The sequence below is a fragment of the Pseudoalteromonas sp. RWi3 genome, assembly GCF_054960735.1.
Genome location: NZ_JBHNYL010000002.1, coordinates 391,983 through 417,495 on the forward strand (window position 1 = coordinate 391,983; position 25,513 = coordinate 417,495).

The 25,513-nt window shown below is 38.9% G+C and carries 22 protein-coding genes and 2 pseudogenes; 8 read left to right on the top strand and 16 right to left on the bottom strand.

The window, feature by feature from the left end:
- The first annotated feature begins 50 nt into the window (after positions 1–50).
- Positions 51–1,073, top strand: coding sequence for a Kelch repeat-containing protein (locus tag ACFI4Z_RS05280; RefSeq protein WP_462669654.1), 1,023 nt, complete (start codon positions 51–53; stop codon positions 1,071–1,073).
- Positions 1,070–1,789, top strand: coding sequence for an SIR2 family NAD-dependent protein deacylase (locus ACFI4Z_RS05285; RefSeq protein WP_058561528.1), 720 nt, complete (start codon positions 1,070–1,072; stop codon positions 1,787–1,789). The genes ACFI4Z_RS05280 and ACFI4Z_RS05285 overlap by 4 nt, the downstream gene beginning before the upstream one ends.
- 62 nt (positions 1,790–1,851) lie before the next feature.
- Here ACFI4Z_RS05285 and ACFI4Z_RS05290 read toward each other — a convergent pair whose 3' ends face one another.
- The 3 genes from ACFI4Z_RS05290 to ACFI4Z_RS05300 all read right to left on the bottom strand — a co-directional run bounded on the left by ACFI4Z_RS05290 (position 1,852) and on the right by ACFI4Z_RS05300 (position 6,235).
- The gene (locus ACFI4Z_RS05290) at positions 1,852–3,924 is read right to left on the bottom strand and encodes a sensor domain-containing protein (protein ID WP_462669655.1); all 2,073 of its coding nucleotides are present in this window, start codon (positions 3,922–3,924) and stop codon (positions 1,852–1,854) included.
- A gap of 161 nt (positions 3,925–4,085) precedes the next feature.
- A complete protein-coding gene (locus tag ACFI4Z_RS05295) occupies positions 4,086–4,766 on the bottom strand; it encodes an SDR family oxidoreductase (protein ID WP_462669656.1) in 681 nt (226 codons plus the stop codon).
- A 473-nt stretch (positions 4,767–5,239) separates the two neighbouring features.
- On the bottom strand, positions 5,240–6,235 hold the full coding sequence (locus ACFI4Z_RS05300) for a DUF4382 domain-containing protein (RefSeq protein ID WP_462669657.1): 996 nt from the start codon (positions 6,233–6,235) through the stop codon (positions 5,240–5,242).
- Between the two features lie 316 nt (positions 6,236–6,551).
- Between ACFI4Z_RS05300 and ACFI4Z_RS05305 the strand changes: the two genes are divergently transcribed.
- Positions 6,552–6,992 carry a hypothetical protein gene (locus ACFI4Z_RS05305; RefSeq protein WP_462669658.1) on the top strand — a complete coding sequence of 147 codons (441 nt, stop codon included), beginning with the start codon at positions 6,552–6,554 and terminating at the stop codon, positions 6,990–6,992.
- Between the two features lie 84 nt (positions 6,993–7,076).
- Here the strand turns inward: ACFI4Z_RS05305 and astB are convergent, their stop codons facing one another.
- Positions 7,077–8,417: an N-succinylarginine dihydrolase gene (gene astB, locus ACFI4Z_RS05310; protein WP_462669757.1), complete on the bottom strand. Its 1,341-nt coding sequence runs from the start codon at positions 8,415–8,417 to the stop codon at positions 7,077–7,079.
- 59 nt (positions 8,418–8,476) lie between these two features.
- Positions 8,477–8,707, bottom strand: a complete 231-nt coding sequence (locus ACFI4Z_RS05315) for a hypothetical protein (RefSeq protein ID WP_462669659.1) — start codon at positions 8,705–8,707, stop codon at positions 8,477–8,479.
- Positions 8,708–9,242: 535 nt separating this feature from the next.
- Here ACFI4Z_RS05315 and ACFI4Z_RS05320 point away from each other — a divergent pair.
- Positions 9,243–9,902 carry an alpha/beta hydrolase gene (locus ACFI4Z_RS05320; RefSeq protein ID WP_462669660.1) on the top strand — a complete coding sequence of 220 codons (660 nt, stop codon included), beginning with the start codon at positions 9,243–9,245 and terminating at the stop codon, positions 9,900–9,902.
- Between the two features lie 9 nt (positions 9,903–9,911).
- The gene (locus ACFI4Z_RS05325; protein WP_462669661.1) at positions 9,912–10,925 is read left to right on the top strand and encodes an acyltransferase family protein; all 1,014 of its coding nucleotides are present in this window, start codon (positions 9,912–9,914) and stop codon (positions 10,923–10,925) included.
- 64 nt (positions 10,926–10,989) lie between these two features.
- On the opposite strand, the gene ACFI4Z_RS05330 is transcribed toward ACFI4Z_RS05325, so the two are convergent.
- Together ACFI4Z_RS05330 and ACFI4Z_RS05335 are read right to left on the bottom strand one after the other, a co-directional pair.
- A complete protein-coding gene (locus tag ACFI4Z_RS05330; protein ID WP_462669662.1) occupies positions 10,990–12,000 on the bottom strand; it encodes a zinc-binding alcohol dehydrogenase family protein in 1,011 nt (336 codons plus the stop codon).
- Positions 12,001–12,091: 91 nt separating this feature from the next.
- On the bottom strand, positions 12,092–12,526 hold the full coding sequence (locus tag ACFI4Z_RS05335; RefSeq protein WP_462669663.1) for a MarR family winged helix-turn-helix transcriptional regulator: 435 nt from the start codon (positions 12,524–12,526) through the stop codon (positions 12,092–12,094).
- A gap of 121 nt (positions 12,527–12,647) precedes the next feature.
- On the opposite strand from ACFI4Z_RS05335, the gene ACFI4Z_RS05340 reads away from it, so the two are divergent.
- Together ACFI4Z_RS05340 and ACFI4Z_RS05345 are read left to right on the top strand one after the other, a co-directional pair.
- On the top strand, positions 12,648–13,076 hold the full coding sequence (locus ACFI4Z_RS05340; protein ID WP_462669664.1) for an organic hydroperoxide resistance protein: 429 nt from the start codon (positions 12,648–12,650) through the stop codon (positions 13,074–13,076).
- Between the two features lie 197 nt (positions 13,077–13,273).
- A complete protein-coding gene (locus ACFI4Z_RS05345) occupies positions 13,274–15,394 on the top strand; it encodes a methyl-accepting chemotaxis protein (RefSeq protein ID WP_462669665.1) in 2,121 nt (706 codons plus the stop codon).
- A 91-nt stretch (positions 15,395–15,485) separates the two neighbouring features.
- On the opposite strand, the pseudogene tnpC reads toward ACFI4Z_RS05345, so the two are convergent.
- The 9 genes and pseudogenes from tnpC to ACFI4Z_RS05390 all read right to left on the bottom strand — a co-directional run bounded on the left by tnpC (position 15,486) and on the right by ACFI4Z_RS05390 (position 23,826).
- Positions 15,486–17,025, bottom strand: a pseudogene (tnpC, locus tag ACFI4Z_RS05350) (IS66 family transposase).
- 107 nt (positions 17,026–17,132) lie between these two features.
- Positions 17,133–17,480: an IS66 family insertion sequence element accessory protein TnpB gene (gene tnpB / locus ACFI4Z_RS05355; protein WP_462669666.1), complete on the bottom strand. Its 348-nt coding sequence runs from the start codon at positions 17,478–17,480 to the stop codon at positions 17,133–17,135.
- Complete coding sequence (gene tnpA, locus ACFI4Z_RS05360; RefSeq protein WP_462669667.1) at positions 17,480–17,776, bottom strand: IS66 family insertion sequence element accessory protein TnpA; 297 nt, start codon at positions 17,774–17,776, stop codon at positions 17,480–17,482. The genes tnpB and tnpA overlap by 1 nt, the downstream gene beginning before the upstream one ends.
- Positions 17,777–17,939: 163 nt before the next feature.
- Positions 17,940–19,121, bottom strand: coding sequence for an ABC transporter permease (locus ACFI4Z_RS05365; protein WP_462669668.1), 1,182 nt, complete (start codon positions 19,119–19,121; stop codon positions 17,940–17,942).
- On the bottom strand, positions 19,096–20,310 hold the full coding sequence (locus tag ACFI4Z_RS05370) for an ABC transporter permease (RefSeq protein WP_462669669.1): 1,215 nt from the start codon (positions 20,308–20,310) through the stop codon (positions 19,096–19,098). Before ACFI4Z_RS05370 ends, ACFI4Z_RS05365 begins: the two co-directional genes overlap by 26 nt.
- Positions 20,311–20,314: 4 nt before the next feature.
- The gene (locus tag ACFI4Z_RS05375) at positions 20,315–21,313 is read right to left on the bottom strand and encodes an HlyD family secretion protein (protein WP_462669670.1); all 999 of its coding nucleotides are present in this window, start codon (positions 21,311–21,313) and stop codon (positions 20,315–20,317) included.
- Between the two features lie 2 nt (positions 21,314–21,315).
- A complete protein-coding gene (locus tag ACFI4Z_RS05380; RefSeq protein WP_462669671.1) occupies positions 21,316–22,716 on the bottom strand; it encodes a TolC family protein in 1,401 nt (466 codons plus the stop codon).
- A gap of 296 nt (positions 22,717–23,012) precedes the next feature.
- Positions 23,013–23,327, bottom strand: a complete 315-nt coding sequence (locus ACFI4Z_RS05385) for a hypothetical protein (protein WP_462669672.1) — start codon at positions 23,325–23,327, stop codon at positions 23,013–23,015.
- A gap of 46 nt (positions 23,328–23,373) precedes the next feature.
- Positions 23,374–23,826: a DUF4410 domain-containing protein gene (locus ACFI4Z_RS05390; protein ID WP_462669673.1), complete on the bottom strand. Its 453-nt coding sequence runs from the start codon at positions 23,824–23,826 to the stop codon at positions 23,374–23,376.
- A gap of 365 nt (positions 23,827–24,191) precedes the next feature.
- On the opposite strand from ACFI4Z_RS05390, the pseudogene ACFI4Z_RS05395 reads away from it, so the two are divergent.
- A pseudogene (locus ACFI4Z_RS05395) lies at positions 24,192–25,361 on the top strand (transposase); the annotation flags it as partial.
- Positions 25,362–25,513 lie beyond the last annotated feature (152 nt).

Below are 25,513 nucleotides of genomic sequence, written 5' to 3' on the forward strand. Positions count from 1 at the left end.
ACAAATGCAAAGTGATATTCTTAAATTACATTTATTATTGAGTGGTTTATATGAGCCTATTAATCTCCCTTGCTTTAGCAAGTTTACCAGCCTTGCCAGAGCCTGTTGCTAACAACGCAGTCGCTAAAGTTATTGTAGATAAACAGCCTTACTTTTTAAGTTTTATGGGTTTAGGTGCAAATAAAGGTCACCATAGCGTGCATAACAAAGTATGGGCGTTAAAGCTGGGTGATGAACAATGGCAGGCAAAATCATCTGTGCCTAGTAGTTTGCAGCCAAAAGGGCGTTTAGCCAGCACCGCTGTTGGCCTTGGCGAATACGCTTATGTATTTGGCGGCTATACGGTAAGTAGTGATCACACAGAAATATCCAGCCCAGATGTCTATCGTTATGATTTAAAAAACGACAGTTACACTCAACTTGCCTCTATGCCGGTGCCTGTTGATGATAGTGTAGCGCTTGAATATAAACAGCGTTATATATACCTCGTTAGTGGTTGGCATAATGATGGTAATGTAAACCTTGTACAGGTTTACGATACGCAAACAGATACGTGGCAACAAGCCTCGCCATTTTTAGGGGAGCCGGTGTTTGGTCAAGCGGCTGCAATCAGTGATAATACAATTGTGATTTGTGATGGCGTAAAAACACAGGCTAATCCAGATAAACGGCGCTCATTTGCAGCAGTTGCTCAGTGTTTAAAAGGCACGATAGATCACACCAATCCGCTTAAAATTGACTGGCGAACACTGCCTCACCCCACAGGTATCGCCCATTACCGTATGGCGGCTACGCACTTTAATGGGTTAATTTATATGTTGGGTGGTTCACCCAACCCCTATAATTACAATGGGATGGGATATAACGGTAAGCCTGCGCCTGCAAGTGCGCATGTATGGCGTTTTGATATCAAGGGTAATCGTTGGGAGATACTCCCCCCAATGGACACCGCCAGTATGGATCACCGCGGTCTATTAGAACACCAAGGTGTGTTATACACCGTGGGGGGTATGAACAACACCCAACAGGTTATCAATTCTGTGTCAGCATATACCGTAAGGGATTCACAATGAATACACTGTATATTACAGGGGCAGGGGTGAGTGCAGCAAGTGGTATCCCGACCTTTCGTGGTGAAGATGGTTTTTGGACTATTGGTAGTAAAAATTATACGCCAATGGAGATGGCGACACGGGCAATGTATCAAAGTAACCCACGTGAATTTTTAGCGTGGTATTACCATCGTTTTGCGACTTATCGTAACCATGGCCCTAATGAGGTGCATCATTGGCTGAGTGATAAAAACTTAATCACCCAAAATATTGATGGTTTGGACGGAAAAGCTGGGAATAAAGATTACATTGCTATTCATGGGCGGCTTGATCAAATGACGTTGTTTCATCATCAGGGTGATGAGGTAATACAACAAACGACCCCTTGGGATAACGTAGATGAAAGCCGTTTGCATGATTCATTGCTTGAGTTGTTTAAAATTGAAAATCACCAGCCTGTGATCAACCAATCATTAAAACCCTATGTGTTATTATTTGATGAGTTCTACACGGAGCTTTATCGCATCAGTGAGGCGCAACAACGTATGCTTGATGCTGATAAAATCGTATTTATGGGGACGTCGTTTAGTGTCAACATAACCCAAATGGCATTGGACATTGCACGTAGTAATGATATACCGATAGACATCGTCGATCCTGAGCCTACTCATGTTATGCATCCAAATGTGAGTTACAAGTCAATGACTGCATTGGCATACATACAAAATAACGGATAGTACAGGGGTTTAACTGAACACGCCAAAGCACTCACTTTTATCAATATTGGAGTGCTCGAGCGCTACGTTAATGAAAAAGTAAGCATCTGAGAAGCCTGTAAGGGCCTACTTAAATAAAATCCCTGTGCGATGTCGCACTCAAGCGTGTTGAGTAAATCAAGTTGCTCTTTGGTTTCAACGCCTTCTGCCACGACCTTAATCTCTAGGCTATGTGACATGGCAATCGCGGCTTTTACTAAATTAAAATCAGCCTTATCGTCGGTGATAGCACTAATGAAGCTGCGATCAATTTTTAATACATCAAACGAGTATTGGCGCAAATAACTTAAAGATGAATACCCTGTGCCAAAGTCATCCATTGACAATTTTATACCTAGTTCATCAATTTTTGTTAGTGCGTCACGTATAGAGTCTTGGCCATTCATTAATACTCCCTCGGTGATTTCTAATTCTAAATGCTCGTTTTTAACCTCGTATTTATGCAATGCATGTATGATTGTATTGACCAGTTCAGAATCCCTAAATTGGCACGGTGATAAATTAACTGCCATGGTGTAGTTTTGTTTATTCATGGCTTGCCACTCGTTTAAAAACTTTAGAGCTTGTTCAATAACAAACATACCCATAGGTATGATCAAACCTGTTTGCTCAGCAATCGGTATAAATTCTTCAGGGGTGATCGTACCCAGCTTTTCGTTATGCCAACGCAGTAATGCTTCAGCACCAATAACTTTGTTTGTTTTTACATTTATTTGGGGCTGGTAATAGACTTCAAGCTCATTTTTTTTAAGTGCGCTGCGCATGTGCACTTCTATTTCAAAACGGCGCTGCATAGTGGCATTCATTTGCGCTGTAAAAAATGAGAATGTATTTCGACCTTGCGCTTTTGCTTGATACATCGCTGTATCAGAATTGCGCAATAACATGGAGGCTGTTGTTCCATCTTTTGGTGAAATAGCAATGCCGATACTGAGTGTAAGTATTAATTCTCTACCCTCTAGTTTAAAAGGTTTCCTAAACGCGTTGAGTAGGCGCTCAGCAATCGATTTGGCATTACTTTCATCATTTAAATTAGAAATTAAAACAATAAACTCATCGCCGCCTAATCGACCTACGGTGTCTCCTTCTTTTAAAGCATGTTGTAATCTATGTGCTGCTTCTATTAAGATTTTGTCACCCACTTCATGCCCTAAAGAGTCATTTACTTTTTTGAAGTCGTCTAAATCTAAAAACAAAACAGCTGCTTTTTCATGTTTTTTTTGAATAGCCCCCAGTAACTGTGACAACCGGTCAAGGGATAAAAAACGATTAGGCAATGCGGTTAAGTGGTCAAAGTGCGCTTGACGACGAATGAGCTCTGCTGAGCGGTGCGGCTGGGTAATATCACGAATGATCATCATTATTTGGTTTGTTTTGGGCAGCAAGCGTACCCTCGCTTCGTAATAATAAATCCCATCAGGCATGCTTAAATCATATTCAAAACTGACCATGCCTCCAAGTGTGATTGCTTTTTCGATATGCAGGTCAAACATTTGTGCCACTTTTTCAGGTAACACCTCAGCCATTTTTTTACCAATAAACTGTGCAGGTGACACGTACAGGTCATTTTTATCACTTGCGTGGTAGTCGGTAATTGTACCGTCGTGCTCTAAAACAAAAAATAAGTCAGGGATGGCTTCAAATAGTGTTTGTAACATGGTGGCATTAAATGTCGCTTCGGCTTGTGCTTTATGCACTTCAGACAAATCAATATCAATGCAATACATTTGTTTGGTGTTGTATTCATTTGTTAGCATGACATGGCTTGAAAATACCGCAACCTCACTGCCATCTTTATGAGTTAAGGTGAGTTCTGCAGCAGGAATTTCAATCCCTAGATTAACCCAGTCACTGTGTGCTTTTATAACCGGTTCTTGCATAGGCGCTGGAATAATCAAATCTTCGAGCTTTTTGTCCATCGCTTCTTGGCAAGTAAACCCATACAGTATTTCGCTGCCTTTGTTCCAATATATAACACGGCGTTGCTCATCATAGCCTTGCACCGAGATAGAATCGATAGCATCAAAAAGTTGATGTAACGTGTCGTTAGTCACATACTGAACAGGTGGCAAATTTTGGGTATTATGCAGAGCCATTAAGTGATGTCCTATCATTGGATTGAACTACTCTAAGCATAGACAAAAAAAAGTGATTTTTAGTAGTTATTCATTAAAATTTTTTGTAACAGACACTCATGCTTTTGGTGATTAATAAAGGAGAAGTGGTAGATAGGTTTATAGCCTATCTACTATTTATACTAGTTTGTTGGCATTAAAAATAACTCGCGTACGTTACAGCGAGGATTGGCTCCAATAGCAAATAAAACCGCTTCGGCTACATCATTTGGGTCGAGTTTGTCTGGTTTGGCTTCATCAAAGAATGGGGTATTTACCATGCCTGGTGCTATTGTAGTACAGCGGCCTTGCCACTGTTTCATTTCTTCAGCTAAATTTTGACCAAAGCCATACGCAAACCACTTTGTTGCACCGTAAATCGACCCAGGTATGGTTACTCGACCCGCAGCTGAACTGGTTAAAATAAAATGCCCAGTGGTTTCACGTAAGTGGGGCAGAGTAAGTTTAGCAGTATAAAGTAGCGCGTTGATATTGATATCTAACATTTGGCGCCATTCATCGACGTCGCCGTTTTCGGTGCCACTCTTATTGACACCCATTCCCGCATTAGCAAAAGCGACATCAAGGCGGCCATAGTGTTCAACGCCTTTTTTTACGACATTTTCTAACTCATTAAAGTCAGTTGCGTCAGCAGTAATAGCATAGGCATTTTCAGCCCCTAACTCATCTACAAGAGCTGTTAATTTGTCTTTGCTGCGTGCGGTTAAAATGACTTTATGGCCATTTTTAACTAATGTTTTTGCTGTAGCTTCTCCAATACCGCTTGAGGCACCTGTAATAAGTACTATTTTTGCTTCGACCATGTTTATTTCTCCTTAATTACATATTCAAAATAGTGTGATACTAATTAACTTTAATTAGAGCGTGTTGATCACATTAACATCCCTCGATTAACTCAAATTGAATAAGCTAATGTTAAGAAAATATAACTATAAAAATTTAAGTGGCTAATTTTGGATATGTGAAATGAAATAGTTTTAAATGCGTTATCGCCACATACTCGCGCGACTTTTATTTGATGGTTAAATTTGAGCTAGCTTATGTAAAGTAGGGGCCTGTAAGCTAGGAGCTATGGAGGTTTGCTTATTTTTATATTGTGCTGAGTTACAGCAATAATCAAAGAAATTAAAACGTGAAAGGTAAGCTTTTAATATTTTCGCAACGTACGCTGCACATTGCAGAGCCGGCGTTCCATAATGGGTACAAGAGCGTAGATAAAAAAGCCCGCCAGCGTTAACTGATGGGCTTTTTTACTTAAACAGAGCAAATTTTATTGTTACTGACTAACAGTAAAAGTCACGTCAAGATCATCACCCGCAGTTACCGTAACCGGTTTAACTTGATACAGTGTAAATGCCTCATCGCGTAGTTCAGCATCATCAATATGTGCTGCACAGGTATAAGCTAATTGGTAATCACCAGCAGTAATGAAGGCAAGCTCAAACTCATATTCATTGTCGTCACTATCAAATACCACATTGGCTGTCGCTAAAGGCGCATCAGCAGGAGTTTCATCTTCGGTTACTTCGTAATTATCCAGTGGCTCGGCTACATCATTGCTATAAAGGTAAACAGCATGATCAAATGAGCCATCTTCAGCAGCCAGTGCGATATTGTCTGTTTCGCAGTTGGCAATAAGTGCGTCGCTTATAGTACCTTCAATTTCTTCTGACTCAGCTAAGTTTTCTAAACGAACGCCGCGAGGTTTTAAGAATATTTCATCGCTGTTTTGTGGATTTACAAGCGACTTCTTCAAGTCGAATTCAAGTACAAAATCATTATCAGTTTGATTTAGAGTAAAGCCGTCAAGTTGAATCTCACCAATACCGTCGTTACCCTTACGTTTTACAACCAAAGGTGCAATGCTTCCGTCTTCATACATAACGTGTGAGGTCATAGTAATGTTGTTTTCATCGCCATTAATAACATCGGCACGGATCCATGAATATTGCCCAGTTGGAACGTCTTCATCATCTAGTAATGAGAAAACATCATCGCCAGTGTAATCAAGCAAATTTACCATTTCAGGTTTAGTTTGGTCATCTGTCTGGCGTGTTTCAAAGGTAATATCTTCTGCGCCATTAGCTTGTCTTAGGGTAATAGAGTTAAATACAACGTTAACCTCGCGTAAGCCACTAACCGGTGCATCGGAAACACCCAAGCTAAATTTTGCCGATTGCGGAGTTGTTGGCGAATCAATATTGTCTGAACCACCACATGCCGTGAGTGCAACTAAAATAGTGCTACTTAAAATTGTTGTTTTGATGTTCATAATTTAACCATTTCCTTCTCAGTGTTGGCGTCAGTATAGAAGTTAATACTTAACACAACTTGAATTAAGGTTGATTAATAGCTATTAGATTTATACCAATTCGCAATAATACTTAATCATAATAGATCACTTAATTAAGCGAATTGGTATTAGTCGGTTTAATTGGAGGCCTAGATAATGGTTAGCACTTATATTTGCTGATGAAACTCATTACTCGTATTTGCTTAAACCATATTCGCCATTTCTACATTTTTGCTCCACATTTGTTGGGTAATTTTACGGTGTTAGCGCCAGCCCCATAAAATCAGGAATAAAAATGAACGTCTTAGATTTAGAAAAACAAGGTGAAGTAAACACATTAATGACGTTAGTACTCATCAATTTATTGATATTATTGGTTAACCTAATCAGCCCTGATGGTTGGCTGAACATACTAACCTATAGTTTAACTGTGTTAGTAACAGCGGTTATTGTTGTATTGCTTGGTAATGGCAAAAAAACACTCACTATATGTAAGCATGGTGTGCATACGCTTTCTATTTTAAGCGAGCAAATTATTTTTTCGGCTAAACAAATTAACCATATTCGTCCTTATTCAATATGTGGCATAAAAGGTGTGATTATTACAGGTGAGAAGTTTATTTGTGTGGCGCCTTTCTATACGATTACAAATAAGCACCAACAACGTTTAAAACGCTATGAAAATGGCTTATATGAATGGCTTATAACATTACAAAATCGTAATGATTACTGCTAAAAAACCTTTTTATATCGCTGTAAGTTACGTATTACTAACAGCGATAGTCCTAGATAGAGCGTTAAAATCAACACTCAGTACAAGTTAACGCTGGAATGAATATACAGAGCCCAGTTTTAATATTTGCGTTAATTCGTCGAGCGCTTGTCGGCTTTCCAGTAGTAGGTTCGGATCTGCAAAATCATCACTGGTCAGTCTATCGCGGTAGTTGTCGTTGGCCCATGCACACAGCTGGTGGTATTTATCATCTGTTAAGATAACCTCTGGGTTAACTGCTGCGAGTTCTTGTTGATTAAGTGCAACACGTAACCGTAAGCAAGCAGGCCCGCCTCCATTTTGCATACTTTGCTTTAAATCAAAAAATTGAACCTGATTAACCGGGTTATCCGCTATGATCATTTCATTTATAAAGGTATTTACGGCGTTGTTATTTTGGCATTCTTGCGGCGCTACTAGCAGCATGTTGCCATTATTTAAACTCACAAGTTGGCTATTAAAAAGGTAGCTTGAAACAGCGTCTTGGATGCTTACTTTAGCTGTTGGCACCTCAATGATATGCAGTGTTTTTTCGCCTAAATAAGCACGCTTTATTTGTTCAATAGCTTGTGGCTGATTAATAAAGGCTTGTTCGTGGCACAGTAGGACATTTGCGTTACCCACGGCAATAACATCATTATGGAACACACCTTGATCGATTACATCTGGATTTTGCTGTAACAAAATTTGGCTGGTGGGCTTTAGTTCATGTAACCGGCAGATGGCTTGTGAGGCCTCAAGGGTTTGACGTGCTGGAAACTTGGCGGGTTTTGGTAACGCGCTATTAAATGCGCTGGCACCATATACAAACATTTCAAGCCCAGTGCTTGCATGATCATCCGCTAATCGAGTGTGGTTTGCTGCACCTTCATCGCCAAAAAAACCTTGTTCAGGAAGATGAGTGTGATGACTAAAGTAATTGTCATTGTTAAACATAGCTTTTAATAAGCGAGTAGTCGTTGCAGGCTCTAAAGAGCGATGAAATTTATTATTTAAATTCGCGGCAGTAAAATGCACTTTCCCATTGAGAGTATCTGCAGAGGGAGAGACAGTTGCGGCATTTGCTGTCCACATTGCTGACGCTGAATAACATGCGCGTAGCAGGATTGGGTCAACCTTAAAGGCTTTGCTTATTACATCTGTATCGCTGCCACTAAAACCGAGGTGGCGTAACACATCCACATCGGGCCTTGCATGAGGAGCGAACACACCTTGGGTTAAGCCTTTATCATGCATGGCTTTCATTTTAGCGAGACCTTGCAGCACCGCCTCTTTAGGATTGGAATAACTTGTCGCATTATTTAGTGATGCGACGTTACCGTATGATAATCCTGCGTAATTGTGAGTCGGGCCTACAAGGCCATCAAAGTTTACTTCTACTGCTTTAATCATTATGAGACAACATTTTTAGGTTTTGTATAACTATAGTGAAATTTATACGTTTTTGATCAATTTAAATTTGCTAATTCTAGCTCTACAGTTTGCAATGTTTGCTGCAAACGCTTTTTTACTGCGATTAAGTACGCTTTTTGTTTCGTATTTTTAGCTTGTTGCTGTCGTAACGCTTTATATATTACCCGCTTTGGTAAATCATACTGCTCAGCCGCTTCAGTAATTGTTAGTTGATAACCACTGAGTTTTTGTAGCACTTCATCTAGATGAGGGACGTTATTTAACATGTCGACGCTCCTTTTCGGATGTTGTATGTGTGTCGTTTGCTTCATGGACATGCCAAACGCTTACATCTAAGCGCCATAATAGATACAGAGTGTGGTAAAAATTAGTCATTGCTCGTGCTCCCTGTAGAAGAGGTATAATTTCGCATGTTATGTAGCTAGGTTATATAAATCCCTAGCCACTCATCTTTTAAAAGTATGAAACGTTTCAAAAGACTTATCATTACTAATGAAAGATCCATGCCAGCCATTAAATTATTTTTACTTACTTTAAATCAATGGCTTATTTTCTTTGGAAGAGCCCCAAAAACCACAGAAGCACTAAAACGGTGAAACTTTTTAAGTTACTGCACTTTGCTGGCGCAATAAAATAAAGGTAAGTTAAATGCTGTTTAATTGAGTACCAAATTTGCAAACAAGCAATCAGTTAGTCAGCGCCTGTTGGTAAAAAACCTCGGTTAGGGTATTGTTTTATAATTAATTATATAAATATGGAGAGTGTATTTTTATGGTCTTTGACGCCAATTCGGCTAGCAACATGTTTTGGACGAATATTAAACTACTGTTTATTGCATTTTTCCCCTCAACGCTCTTTGCAACAAACGTGTTTGATCACTTTCCCGACAAAATAGAAGGTTCGCAAAAATATGTATTTTATTCTCATGGCTTAATTGTTGAGGGCACTAACCCGACACCTGTTAACGCTCGGTGGGGAAAGTATGAATTTCCAATGATAATAAAAGCCTTAGCCGATACTGATTATAATCTGATTGCATATCACAGAGCTAAAAATACCGAGCCTAAAGCGTTTGCCCAAAAACTCGTCAGCGATGTTCGTTTGCTCATCGCACAGGGGGTTTCTGCGAGTAATATTTCACTGATTGGCTTTTCTCGTGGTGGCGCGATTACTATCGAGACATCAAATTTGTTAGCGAATGCAGAGGTAAATTTTATTCTTTTGGCGGCTTGTGGTCGCTATGTGGGTAACCAACCCAGTTTAAAAATGTACGGCAATGTTTTATCAATTTACGAAACCTCGGATGAAGTGGGTTCATGTCAGTTTTTGATTGATCGTAGTAAACAGGTTACGCATTTTACTGAAATTGCGATAAGTACATCTAAAGAGCATGGGGCTTTTTATACTCCAATACCGCAGTGGGTTGAACCCGTTAAAAAATGGCTTAAAGATGCAAATTAAGGAGCTATTTTGCAAATCAGAAAATTGAATTCGCTGCGAGGACTCGCTGCAATTATTGTTTTTATTACCCATTTTAGTGATATTACTCAATGGTTTGATGGCGCATTAGGCGGTGGTTCAGGTGCTTACGGTGTGATGCTGTTTTTTATGTTAAGTGGTTTTTTAATGTCGCACCTGTACTCACAAAAAGCGTTCAATAAAACAACCGTAAAACTCTACTTTTTGGCTCGCGCAGCAAGGGTAGTACCGTTATATTTAGCGGTTGTATTAGGCTCTTTTATTTTTACCTTGTTAGATTTCTCTCTGTTGTATGACATTGCTAACGTTAACGTGCTAATTGGCCATATGTTATTTTTGCATGGCGAGAGCGTGTTATGGTCAATACCGCCTGAGGTACATTTTTATTTTGTTTTCATTATATTTTGGGCGCTTGCTAAAAATCGTCTTGGGTATATTTATATCGTTAGCATTGCAGTAATGATTTTATTATTTTTAACTAATTTCCCCAGAATAAGTAGTGATGTTAATGGCATCCCGTACAACTTTTTTAACACCATTAGGAGTTTACCTTACTTTTTTATAGGTGTTATTTTTGGGCTAAATTATTCAACTTTAACAATTCCTAATTACTTAAAAAGCCATGGCTTTGTACTAACGCTTTGCTTAATTCCTTTACTTTACCCGGCTTTTTCACCCGTAACGAGTGATGCTAAATATAGAATGTGGCTAAGTTATGAAGTACTTTTTGTGATGTCGAGTGTGTTTTTTGCCATTGTATTTTTAGTACCGGATAACAATCGAGTATTAGCTAACGGGGTAGGTGATTTATTAGGTAAGATTTCATATTCATTGTATTTATTGCATATGCCAATCACTTTATTGGTCAATAAACTGAGTGTATCGGTGGAGCTCAAGTTATTCATTTCTTTGGTTGCAAGTATAATGGTCGCCTTTGTGTCGTACACCTATTTTGAAAAACCAGTAGCAAACTTAATTCGAAACAAAAAAGCAACTAACCTGTAGTGTGGGCAGTAAAGCTAATGCCTCAGGGATTGAGGCATTACAATAATGACTTAAAAACGCTGCCTTAAAACCCTTCTAGTACTAGTTTACCGCGTGACTGATGAGATTCTAAAATTTGGTGCGCTTTGACTAAATTCTCAACGCTGATTTTTCCTAGGTGTTGGCCTAAGGTCGTTTTAATAGTGCCGTTATCAACTAACTCTGCCAATTCAGTAAGTAGCTGATGTTGAGCTATTATGTCGTCGGTTTGGTACATCGAGCGGGTGTACATAAACTCCCAGTGAAGTGAAATACTCTTACGTTTTAATTTTAAAATATCAAAGCTGGCAGGGTCGTCGATTAACGCCAGCTTACCTTGTGGTTTAATAACATTAATAATCTCATCAAGATGCTGATCTGTATGCGTTAAGCTAATTATATAGTCAAACTCATCCATGTTACGTTGGGTGCGTTGTTCATCTAAGCTTTGTGTGTGATCAAACACTTCGTCGACACCTAACTTATTTAGCCAATCAACACTTTGAGCGCGTGATGCTGTAGCCACAACGGTTAAATTAGTAAGCTGTTTTGCTAGCTGCACTAAAATAGAACCCACACCTCCTGCAGCACCAATGACTAAAAGTGATGCCGGTTTTGCCGAGTGATTTTTTGAAACTTGAAGGCGGTCAAATAAAAGCTCCCATGCAGTAATACTGGTTAAAGGAAGAGCCGCAGCTTCTGGGTCGTTCAATGTAGTAGGGGCGCGGCCAACAATGCGTTCGTCAACAAGTTGTAACTCAGCATTACTGCCTTGGCGGGTTAAATCGCCAGCATAGTAAACACGATCGCCCACATCAAATAGGCTTACTTTATCGCCAACGGCTTTAATAAGACCGACAGCATCCCAACCAATTACTTTGTAGCCTTGTTCAGGAGACACATTTGCCCGTATTTTTGCATCAACAGGGTTTACAGAAATAGCTGACACTTCAACTAATATATCATGGCCCTGTGCCTCTGGTGTGGGAATCTCAATCGCTTGAAATGACTCAGGTGTGAGCGTTTTAGTTGCGTGTGTATAACCAAATGCTTTCATGTTTACTCCGATAAGGTAACGTTATGGCGTTACTATAACGCAGTTTTCATAGATAAAAAGTCCCGCTTAATAGAATGACATTCAAAAATTTTTAGCTAATTAAATCACTATTCAACTTATCGAGTAAGGTTATTAGCTGCGCGGCTTCTTGCTCACTAATCGAAGGGAAGTTGCAGCGAATTTGCGCAGGAATATCGACTGCCCTTTGCTGTAATTCATGGCCTGCTTGTTGCAGCTTTATCAACCTTTTTCGCTTATCTTGGTCATCTTTTATAATTTCAATCAGCTGTTTGTCGGTCATCTTTTTTAAAATTTGCGTCATAGCACCACCATCAATCGCAGTTTTTTCAAGCAGTTCATGAATGCTAATCCCCTCTTTTTCCCACAGCGCCATCATGACAACATATTGCGGGTAAGTAAGATCAAGCGCGAGTAACGCCTCACGGTAAGTGCGAACAATCCCGTTTGACGCCATGTATAAGCGATGACAGATTTGATTATCTAATTTTAATGGTGAAAATTTCATACTAACTCAATGCTTAAAGCCATACCTGCATTTTAATTTGTGTGCAAAGTATTTGCAATACTGGGTTTTTCGGTCTATTATTTTGCATGCAAAATAAATACATTAAATTTAAGAGGCATTCATGAAAGAATTACAAAGCGTAGCGTATACAGCAAAAGCAGTTGCAACCGGTGGACGTGAGGGGACGGCAAAATCAGATGACGGCCGTCTTGATGTTGCCTTATCAACACCAAAAGGTTTAGGTGGCGATGATGGTAAAGGTACGAACCCAGAGCAACTATTTGCAGCAGGCTATGCTGCATGCTTTATTGGTGCATTAAAGCTTGTTGCAGGCCAAGCAAAAATAAAACTACCTACAGACACGCGTATTGATGCAGAAGTATCAATTGGTCCAATCGACGGTGGGTTTGGCATTGCCGTAAAACTTGCTGTGTTTGTTGGTGATATTGACAAAGAAACAGCCAATGCACTTGTTACTAAAGCGCATGAGGTGTGCCCTTATTCTAATGCTACTCGCGGTAACATCGCCGTTGAACTATCCGTTATTTAATTGACCAACTCATACCAACTTAGCAAAATGCTAGGTTGGTATGCTTTACTTTAGGCCATTTATTTCATTACTCTCATCGTTACAAAACAGCAATACACTCTGCACTTTAATCATGTTTTTTCAATAATATACTGTAACTTTTTATAATTAGACTAAACTCAAAAGAGGGGTTTATTTAAGGGCAGAGGAACAGGCGAATGCAGCAAATAGCATTATCTAAAAAATTACTATGGCTAACCGTAGGGAGTATTTTTACCACCGTTTTTGTATTATCGAGCATCTTGTGGTGGGAGTTATCAGTTAGTAATAAAGATTTATCTGCTGAGTCTAAAAAGCTCATTGTTGCTGAAGTAGAAGAAAAGCTGGTCGCTAATGCATCATCGTATGGCGAGCGGATTGCTGGGTTTATTAATGAATCATACCGCGTACCTTTTTCATTCGCGGCAATACTAGGCGATGAGAAAGCAGCAAACACATTAAGCCGCGAGTCTGTGGTACAGCTAAATCAATCGCTTTTAGAAAAAAACACCAATATCTCCTCTATCTATTCTCAATTTGAAGCCAATGGTTTTGATGGTAATGACGCTCAATACCTGACGGGTTTTAAGCACTCTGTTGCAGACGCCGGAACGCTCGAAGTGTACTTTACGCGCAGCCGAGATGGCGTAATTGAGCAACAAGTCGTTGAAGATATAAATGAAAAGTACATAACCACGCTGAACGAGTTTGGGCAACGAGAAGCCGAATGGTACTTGTGTGCAAAAGATTCGAAACGACCGTGCATCATGGAGCCTTACTTATACGAAATTTCGCCAGGCAATTCTGAAATGATGACCTCACTTGTTGTGCCAGTAATGCGAAATGGCCGATTTATCGGAATTACAGGGGTTGATTTAACGTTGCCGGTTTTTCAAACCATGACTGAGCAGTTGTCAAAAGAGTTATATAACGGCAAAGCAAGAGTGACGTTACTGAGTTCATTAGATTTGATTGTTGGCAGTAGTCATTACAAAGATAAATTAGGCCGCCCTTTAAAAGAAGCGACCTCTTCGAATTTAGCAAACAGCTATGATCGCCTGAAAAAAGACAGTGGCATTCACATTGTTAATGGTGACTACTTAGTTAATTATCCAATTTCAATAACACTAGCAGAGAAACAGTGGAGCTTATTAATCGAGGTGCCCGCTGAGTTAGCATTAATGGGTCCGCAAGCACTTGCAAACACAATGGATGAAAATGCCAATACACTCGGTGGTATTATATTGATCACCGGCATTATTATCGCTGCTGTTGCTTTTATCATTATGACCATTGTGATTAAGAGTATCATTGCGCCACTGCAACAAATACAAACGCGGGTAGACAACTTAGCAAGCTCCGAAGGGGATTTAACGCAAACACTCAGTGTGGAATCGCACGCAGAGTTAATTGCGTTAGCCGATGGCTTTAACGCCTTCTTGGCTAAGCTGCGTCACTTGATAGCTCAACTCAAAGATGTGTCTGGTCAAACTAAGCTACAGGCACAAACCGCAGCGCATGTTGCTGTTGATACTAAGCAAAACGTACAAGCGCAGTTTCAAGAAATTGAAAGTGTGGTCACCGCGATGAATCAAATGAGTGCAACAGCACTCGAGGTGGCAAGGGCGTCAGAGCAATCTGCGCAGCAAGCAGATGAAATCAACTCATTAGTAAACAGCAGTGAGTCTAGCTTATCGTCTGCGGTCACCCAAGTGAAAACGATGTCTGATGAGATTAAGCAAGCTAATCAAGCAGTAGAGAAAGTCGCCGCACGCAGTAATGATATTACACAAATATTAGACGTTATACGTACAATTTCTGAGCAAACAAATCTGCTCGCTCTTAATGCTGCAATAGAGGCCGCTCGTGCTGGGGAGCAAGGAAGAGGGTTTGCTGTTGTGGCCGATGAGGTGAGGGCGCTTGCATCAAAAACTCGTGCTTCAACCGATGATATCAGCAGTTTAATAGACAGCCTGCAACTTGAAGTGGGTAATGCTTCAACGGTAATTGAAAAGGGCGTTGTTAGAGCGCAAACGGCTGTGGATGAAACTACCCTCGCATTTGATGCACTACACAGTGTAGTGACTAAAGTCGAAGAAATTACAGGTCAAATCACACAAATAGCCACTGCCGCTGAACAGCAAAGTTCTGTCACAGAAGAGATCAACCGTAATCTTACTTTGATCTCCGATGCGGCCTCTCAATTGGCAGAGCTATCAACGCAAGCAGGCGATGGTAGCCAAATGTTAAATCAATTAGTTGCCCAGCAAGATGACGAATTGAATAAGTTAAAAACCTGATAAACTATTTAAGCGCTGTTATACCAAGCGAGTGGATAGGTATAACAGCGCTATTGTGTTCTGAAAAGCGTAAGCGTATAGGGAAGGACACCTAGCTGCGCTCAATATTCCATGGTAACAGCGGTTCAAGGTTGTTTGGTTGCTCAGCAGTATGCTGTAAGCACTGTGATATATAGTCATGCACGACTAAGCCATTGGCCTTAGCGGTTTCAACGAGACTATAGAGAATAGCACTCGCATGAGCACCATTGCAGGTATTTGAAAACAGCCATGCCTTGCGCCCGATCACAAACGGTTTTATTGCTCGCTCAGCTCGGTTGTTGTCAATGGATAGTCTGCCATCTTCAAGGTATCGCTGGAATTTATCAAACTGATTTAAGCTGTAACTTATTGCTTCACCCAGTTTGCTTTTAGGCGGGATTTTATCTTTGTGCTTTATCAGCCAATGATGCAGTTCTTTTACGATTGGCTTAGCGTGTGTCTGCCGAATGTTGAACTTATCTTCACACGACTTTTCTTTAATACGCTGCTCTATGCCGTAGAGCTTGCCGATTAAGTTTAATGCCACATCAACTTTACCTGTTTTCGCTTTGGCATGTATCTTCTTCGCATCAACAAACTTACGACGAATATGGGCAAGACAGGCGACTAATTTAGCTTGTGTTAGCCCATAAGCTTTATAACCATCAACATGCATATAGCCTTGGTAGCCATCAAGAAAGTCAATCGCACATTGTGCTGCGCGGCTGTTATGATAATCGTATAAAACAATATTAGTTTTTTCACTTGCCCTATCGCTGCCACAGCAATACACCCACATATAACTGGTCGCTTTTTCTGCCTTGATGACTTTCAAGGGGGTTTCATCCGCATGAATGGCAGGCTCTGCGAGCAACACTTCTTTTAAGCGCATATACAGTGGTTCAAGTAATTGAGCACTGCGTAGCATCCAATTCGACATCGTTTGACGACTTAATTCGAGTCCTATATCACTAAACATGGTTTCTTGGCGGTTTAACGGTAAGCCAAACTGATATTTACACGAAATAATTTGGCTGAGTAAGCTAGGTGTCGCAATACTTTTAGGTATCGGTGTTGCTGGCATCAAAGCGGTTTTCACCACACTTTCAATGCCATTACGCTCACAGTGGCGACAGGTGTATTTGGGGCGAATCGTTTTAATGACTTTGATATGAGCGGGGACGAATTCTAGTGCTTCGCTGCTACTTTCACCCATTTTGTGCAACGGACTTTGACAGCAATCACAAACTTTGTCGCTTTCGTCAATATCTACCACGACTTCTTTACGCGGCAGTGCTTGAGGTAAAGGCTTACGTTTTGGCTTGCCTTTAGGTGTCACGTCAGAATTTGAATCGACCACGAGCTTTTTGTCGTGTTCATCAAGCACTAACTCTACTTCATTGAATACTTCATCGGCACCAGGCATTTTCTCTGATTTTTTACCGTATTCGTTAGCAAGTTTGAGGTTGTAGCGCTCAATATGCGAGATCTTTTTCTACTAACTCATTATCTTTTTGAGCTAACTCTTCACCCATGCGTTGCTGCAATTCAAGCAGCATCTGCTTAAGTTGTTCTGGGTCATTTGGTAAGGAGTTCGCATTGAATTTCATCCGCTGATTTTAACAAAAAACTCAACCAGATACAGCCTTTGGCAGCAATGAATATAAGCGCTTGTGTCAATGATCGTTGACTGCAAAAAAAACTAAATAGCGATCAATCAGATCATCGACTGATAATGCAATTCTTGATGACCAAGAACGTCATATCCCGAGAGTAACCAATCGAGCTGCTCAGTCGTTAATATAAATTCATGCGCGTTTATCTTGCTTGGCCATTTGAATTTTTGCTTTTCTAAACGCTTTTGCCAAAGCGCAAAGCCTGTTTTGTCCCAGTACAGTATTTTCAATTTGTCTTTAGCTTTATTACAAAAAACAAATAAAGCGCCAGTATAGGCATCACGGTTTAACTCATCTTCGACAAGAGCAACAAGACCGTTGATTGCCTTTCGAAAGTCAACAAAATCCCGATATAAGAAAACCGTTGAAGGCTCAACAAACATTTCCATTACATAATCTCACGCAATAATAGACTTAGATAAGTAACAGGGGTTGATGCAGGTAAACTGACGTTTGCCTTACCCACAGTGACTGTTATGAAGGTTTTCTCTTCAATGAGTTCTACCTGTTGTGTTATTTTCGCGCGAACAAAATTACCTGACAACAAACTGAGTTTCTTTCGAACGGCATAAAAGCTAGAGATTGTTAATTGATGTTGTTGGCAATAATCAATAATGGTTAAGCCACTGCTTTGCTGATCTTCAATGATGGTTTGCCATTGCTCTTGGCTACGCGTAATTCTCATGGTTATCTCCGAAATTAAGTTCGGAGATAAGATATCGAAGATCTAGAATTAGAGACAGGTGCCGTTAGCTATACGCTTACATTCAAAATAGCAAAATCAATACTTCAAACGACACTAACTATACTAACGATATAACTTGTTTTCTTTTTTTGACGTGAATGAATTACAGGATAGATTTTAATAAATTTTGTTGTTTTTTCGTCATTAAAACATACGATATCATGGCGTATAAACAAACAAGTGACCATAACTGCATTCTAATTTGTACCAAGTTTTCAAGGCTATCTCCCATCTGATTTAATCTTAAAAAACCGTTAATGGCAGGCGTTGACGGAAAAAACTGAGCCATCATGTTTATCACTACTGGGATGTTTGATGTAGGCCATATAAATCCCGCTGAGAATACCAAAGGCAGAGAAGTTAATATCACGATAAGGGTTGATAATTCCTTTCTTGGTATTAATAAACCTATCACGGTTCCTAAAAAAATCACGGACAACAAAAAGGGCACAACAAGTGACATTAAATCTGGAATAGAAGCTAAGCGTTTAATACCATAGTATTCAAAGCTATAACCAAAATAATAACTCAGCAAAGCTAAATATATGATGAACATCAAGCATGAACGAACAAGTAGTACTTTCCAAACTGGGTAAGTTAACCAATAGCTTGACCGCAGTTCTGAAGAAGTCTTAAGTTTTACTTTATCTTCGTATTGCCCTGCTGTGAGTAAGCCCATAGCAATCAATAGCGTCTGGTGTAAAATTAACACAAATACAGCTGGTACTACATAATTCAAATAACCCATGCTTGGATTAAATGTAGGTTTGAGATTCAAGCCAATTTGAGTGTATTGTGAAGACGCTAACGCTATATTATCTCCTCTAATGACCATACGATTAACTTTGACTTCAGCGGCTACTGTTGATGTAGAACGCACTAACCCTTCAATTACAGTACCGTACACTAAAAAATAAGAGGCATTACCAGCAAACATTAAGTGTGGGCTTTTCTCAAGTAATAAATCACGATAAAAATGTCGAGGGATGAGTAAAAAACCCGCTATATCACCATTAATAAGTAGTGTTTTGGCTGCATCGATAGTGTGTACTTGTTGAGTGATTTTTATTTGCTGCGTAGCATTAGCCATACGTTCAATAGTACGGCTCAACTGGCTGTTATCCAAATTAATTACTGCTATTTTTTGTTCCCTCGGCGTTTGATTAGCGTAAGGTAAAGGGTAAAGAAATGAATAAATTATCACACCACCAAAAACAGTAACCAATAGAGGCATATTCGTGAAAATTGCAAAAAATTCACTATGTATTAGTTTTTTCCAAGTCATTAATTACTACCTTATTTTTGCAGTTTTCATTTTCTAATTTCAATTTATTTAAATGTTTCAGTTGATGTTTATTCAACAGGAGTTTAGAAAAATATAAACAGATAGAGAAAATAAATAATATAAATAAGCTGTTAACACTATTGAATATTGAGGAGTCATAATTCACTTGCTCAATTTGTATCTTGATATAGTGACTTGTTGGCAATAGTGAATGCCATATTCGCGCTAATAATGACATGTCAGTTGTTGGGAATGTTACTCCCATAAAAGCAAATGCTGGCGCTGCAATAGCGGCAACCAAACTCATTGAGCGTGTTACATCTAAAGTCAGAAAAAATAATAAAGCAGCAAGGCTTGCGCATGCTATAACGAAAAAAAGTTGAGCAAATATGAGTAAAAACCAACTACCGTGCATGGGCCAATGCAACACACCATAGAACACGCTAATGTATACGATACCTTGTAACCAAAAAACGAATACATAAGGAATTAATTTTACCAATACATCAATAAAGTTAATGTTAGGCAGCCATTCTTCTAGCGTAGATTTTCGTAAAGGATGAGCTAATACCAGTAAAACAGTTGCAATGATGATAATTTGCCACATAGCAGGGATAATACCAACAACCAGAAATTGACCATAATGAGAATTACCATTGAACAAGGGGGATATTTGTGAAGAAATTGGTAAGGCTTCAGCTATCGCTTGTTCTTCTATACCATGTGCGTTTACTAAGTCTTTAAATGTTTCTATTTGGGCTATATATGTTCCATGAGAACTCAACAGCGCCGCATTGATTAACTTACCAACTAAGATGAACTGACTGTTGTAAAAAGCGGTAACTTGAGGCGATTTACCTAATAGCGTATTCTTTTCTAATGAATGAGGAATAATCACTAACGCATAAATAGACCCCTCTTTAAACGCAGCACTCGCATGCTCCATTGAGTTAAAATGCTTTTCAACAGATAACGTTGGACTAGCATTATAGTTTCGTATTAGTGCTCGAGATATTGAACTATTGTCGTTATCTACTACCCCAATGGGTAGATCTCTGGCAATACCTACTGAGAATATTGCCCAGATTATCGCCGCCAGCAGCACGGGCAGCCAAAAGAGTAAAGCTTTTAGCCAAGCATCATGGCAAATTATTTTCCACTCAGTCTTTATCGTTTGGAAAAAGTCCACGTTGTTATTTAACAGTACGATTGAGTAATACTGTCATGCCGACTCTTAATAATGGGATATTTTCAGAAGGCCGAGCTTCAACTTCAAAAGTTCTCATATCAAAACCTTGACTATTATCGGTTGAACGCCAGGTGGCAAAATCGCCCATGACAGAAATATGGGTTATCTCAAACATAAAAGTATTGTCACCCAAAGCAGGAATGTTCACTTCAATTTTTTGGCCTTTAGGAAAATCTTTTAAGGTATCTTCTCTAATATGAAATATTGCCCAAGCATCATCCATGTCTATTATGGTAACGACAGGAAAGCCCTGAGGTGCTAATTCTCCTTCTTGCAATAATACTTGGCTAACTTCGCCATTATGCCAACTCGAAATTTTAGTATCAGCTATATAGGCTTCAACTTCAGCTACTGCACCTGCTGCCATGTTTTCTTGCTCTTTTGCTGCTCGTTTTACTTCATCACGAGCGCCTTCTTTGGCCATAGCATAAAGTTGGTAAGCTGAACTCTCATTGTATTTAGATGCTTGCCACTGTGTATAAACTTCGTCACGTTTTTGTTCAGCGACAACGCCATCGTTAAAAAGATTGTTAATTCTTTCATAGGTTTTTTCCATTAATTCATCTGCAGCTTTTGCTTTTTCCCACTGCATTTTCATAGCCGATATTTCTTGAATTCTTGCGCCATTATCTGCTTGCTCTGAAATAGCTCCCGCAGCGTTTTTTCCTGCCTGTGCTTGTTGAAGTTTGGCTTGTATTTCCGGACTAAGTAGAGTGAAAATTATTTGCCCTTTTTTTACATTGTCACCCTTTCTTACCGATACTTGTTCTATTCGCCCCGGTACTTTTGAAGAAATACTGTAATGTTGTGCTTCAATTTGTCCTTGTATTCTTTCAGGTCGTGGTTGGTATGCTTGATAAAAAGAATAAGCCAACCAAGAAGCTATGACGACAGACGCTACAGCAAATGGCCAAACCTTGTTTTTATTTGATGAATTCGACATCGTTATTTAACCTCTATACCTTGATAAGATTGATAATGTTTAAACGTATGAATATCTGTACTTAAGGCAAGTAACTTTGAGAGGGATATCATATATTGATAAGCGGCCACAAGCCGTTGAGTTTTTATACTGGCAACAAAAAGTTGCGCATCAACAACCTCAATAGAGGTTGAAAGTCCTTGTGTAAAGGCTCTACGGCGTAACAGTAAGTTTTCATCAGATAATGCTAGGCTAGACTCTAGACCTTGATACTCTTCTAAGGATTGATTTGCTTCACGGTAAGTTTTTTCAACGAGAACCGATAGATCTTGAATAGCTTGGGCTTGTAAATAAGTAACCTGCATAACAGAGCTATGAGCCGCTTTCGTTTTACCAGAACGACCAGAGTTATCAAAAATAGGAATACTAATACCAATGCCTACTTCCCAGTTAGGGGCAATTTGAGAGGCTAAATTATCTTCTTCATATAAATTATAATTACCATACAAATAAACCTCTGGATAATACTTACCTTTTTCTATATTAATTAGTCCCTTAGCTTGTTCTTTTTTAGCATCAAGTACTTTTAATGCAGGGAAGTCAGATAATGTTTTCTCAATAAAATAGGACATTTTAGGTAAACTTTCATTAACAAACAAAGTGGCAGTGGGTACAGCCTTTTCATTTATTTTTAGTAATTTTGCTAACGCAACTTGGGCAATTTCGGTATCTCGTAATGATTTTTTTAACTCAACCTGTGATTTATTTAATGAAACTTGTGCTTGCAAGCGTTCTAATTTATTTATTTGCCCTTGTTGCTCTAATTTTAAAGCGTTTTCATAATGTTGATTTAACCCTTGTTCAACATCTATTCTTGTTTGAAGTACTTGCTCAGATAAGACAACGGCAAAATAGTACTTAACTAAATCTTCAAATTTCTCTGACTGTTTCATTGTCAGTAGAAAGCTAGCTTCGTCATGTTGAGCTTTAGCTATTCCTTGAGCAGCATTTATGCGTCCTCCGGTATATAGAGGCCATAATGCACGTATAGAACTAGTAAAAACATCTCTTTCAGTTAAGGTTGACGTAAAAAGGCTATCTAAATCAGTTGTCTTTATCCCGAATGCTTGATTGATACTATCTATAGGCATACTTTCAATAACTTCAGAAGGCCTAACCCGCACTGCTTTATCTAACCTTGTGTAATTTGCATGTAAAGAAACACTTGGAAAAAATAAATCGCTGGCCGCATCTTGTAAATATAACGAACGTTCAATATTTTGTTTTTCTGCGGCTAAAGCATCACTATTTATTAATACAGTATTCCAAGCCTTTTCAAAGGAGAATTTTTGTGCCAAGGCAGTCTTAAGTGGAGCACTCAGGAGAATGATTGAAACAGAGAGTAAAAATAAAACCTTTTTCATTCGCTAACCTTAATTATTGATGACCAGTTTTGTTAAAATTTATTAATATGATAAGTCATTAACCTATTACCCATTAACTTTAATCAATATTCAGTATATATCCACTAATAATTAATTATAGTAATATGAAAATTACAACATTATTAGCTGCCATTTCAACTGAATAGCTACTAATCTTAAACCTTAAACTAATTAGATTTAGTAATACATTGTGGTTGCTCTTCAGTTAATCAAATAATAAATATTTCATTATTTTGGCCGAAATATTATTTGGATATCAAAAACATCAAAAGAGATTAACTACATTTAAATATTAATTTACCTATACCATTTACAAGTAAATGAGAATCAGTTGTCTCTTCTACTATTTCTAATTCTTTTTCTTTTTCCTTACAATAATTCTCGGCGTCCGCTTTTGCAACCTTCAATGCCCCTCCAACACGACCAGCTAAGGGAGCGGCTTCAACTTCAATGTAATATTGATCATCGTCCAATTGCTTAACGGTACTTTGATATGTTAATCCAACGATATTAACCCCTACTTTATCTGGTTCAACGGCACATCCGCATAATGTTAATAATGTTGTAGAAATTAAAATTATATTTTTCATATATTCCTTATTTAACCTAGTTTAGTATTTTAAAAATCGTCATTGATTATTTCGCAATGCCACTAACAAAAGCACCTATTTTTTCACCTATAGTTTTGGCTTCATTTTCTACCTGGGCCATACTATCTCCCCAACCTATGCCATTTTCACAATGAGATAAAGTACCGACTACTTTACCTTGAGTATCTTTTAGTTTTCCTTCAACGCACACTTCACTCTCACCAGCTCCAAAACCTATCCATAAACGCAAATTTTGACTACCTGGGTTTAATTTCGTGAAAGAGCCGACAAGACTCATGGATTTTTCTGATGCGCCGCTTTTCGTTTCATCTAATGTAACATTTGTAAAACCAGCATTACGCAATGTATAAACTATATCAGCAGCTAAAAGGTGTGGAGCAGATTTTGCCATAGTGCGTACAGTATCGGAGTCAAAATTTATTTGATTTGTATTAAAAGGATGAATATGGATTGGGGTGGATTTAGGGACAGAAGACACACTCAGTTTTCCGTACTTAATTGGATGCTTTATAGAATGATGACTTTTTGTATTTGAATGGTTTGATTTGCTTGAACATCCTGAAGCCATCACTAGTAAGGTAGTTATTAAAACAGCAACAATACTTTTTTATTTTTATACATCATTATCATCCTGTTTCTAGTAAATCATAGGTTAGAATTATTTTATAAAATAGCAAAGGGTTCTAGTCGCTATGTTTTTTCGTTTAAATAGAATAACTTTTAAATTATTCTATTCAACACACTACGTTTGTATTGAGTTAACAGATGTAGTGGTACAGTGATTTTGGCCACCCATTAAGAAAGAAATGTTATGCTAATAAGCATACAAATTTGGGTGAAAAAATGACGAAATTAAAACGCGCAACGTATTCTGCAGCAATAAAATTAGAAACAGCTCAGCTCGTAGTTGACCAAAGCTATACGCAAGAAGAAGCAGCCAAAGCGATGGGGGTGGGTAAATCAACCGTCAGTAAGTGGGTTACTCAATTAAAGCAAGAGCGGAATGGCCAGACACCATCGGCTTCGCCAATGACGCCCGAACAAATTGAAATCCGCGAACTTAAAAAGCAAATCCAACGCATTGAATTAGAAAAGGATATATTAAAAAAGGCACCGCTCTCTTGATGTCCGACTCCTTGAACAATTCTCGTTAATTGAGAAACTAAATCAACGAGAGCGTTACCCAATTAGCGTGCTGTGTAACGTATTCAATGTGCATCGTAGCAGCTATAAATATTGGGCTATACGGGATACAACGCCGACGTCAGAGCAAGTAAGGCTAGAGGCTGAAGTTAAAGCAATACATGCAATGAGCGGTGGCTCAGCTGGGGCGCGGACAATCGCGGCAATAGCAACGAACAATGATTTTGAATTGAGTCGTTTGCTAAGCTAATGGTTAAATTAAAGCTTGAAAGCTGCCAAGTACCTCAACATTCATATAAACGCGGCGGTAATGAACACCTTGAAATTCCAAACCTGCTTGATAGACAATTTGATGTTGTTGAGCCAGATACAGTGTGGTGCGGTGATGTGACATATATTTGGGTAGGTAATCGCTGGGCTTATTTAGCCGTTGTTATTGATTTATTTGCACGTAAAGTAGTTGGCTGGGCCATGTCGTTGTCGCCAGATACAAATTTAACGCTAAAAGCGCTTGAACTCGCGTATGAAAGCAGAGGAAAACCGACAGGACTGATGTTTCATTCAGATCAAGGTAGTCATTATACAAGTTTAAAATATCGCCAACGTTTATGGCGCTATAAAATCACACAAAGTATGAGTAGGCGTGGAAATTGTTGGGATAATGCGCCAATGGAGCGATTTTTTAGAAGCTTTAAAACGGAATGGATGCCAAAGGTTGGATATGGAAATTTTATAGATGCTAAATATAGCGTTAGTGATTATATCAACGGATATTACAACAACGTTAGGCCGCATCATTATAATGCTGGTTTAGCGCCAAATGAATCTGAGGTTAGATATCAAGATTCTAAAACTGTGGCCAAATTTTATTGACCACTACAATGAGCCTTAATTCTGTCAATAGGTACTAGTATTCTTTTTGACCTTTTTTATACAGTGACGGTCAATTCAAAATCAATAAACAACCCCGTTTACTTTGTCTGTCGATGCGGCTGTTAGGCTAGTAGCTTAAGGCAAACATT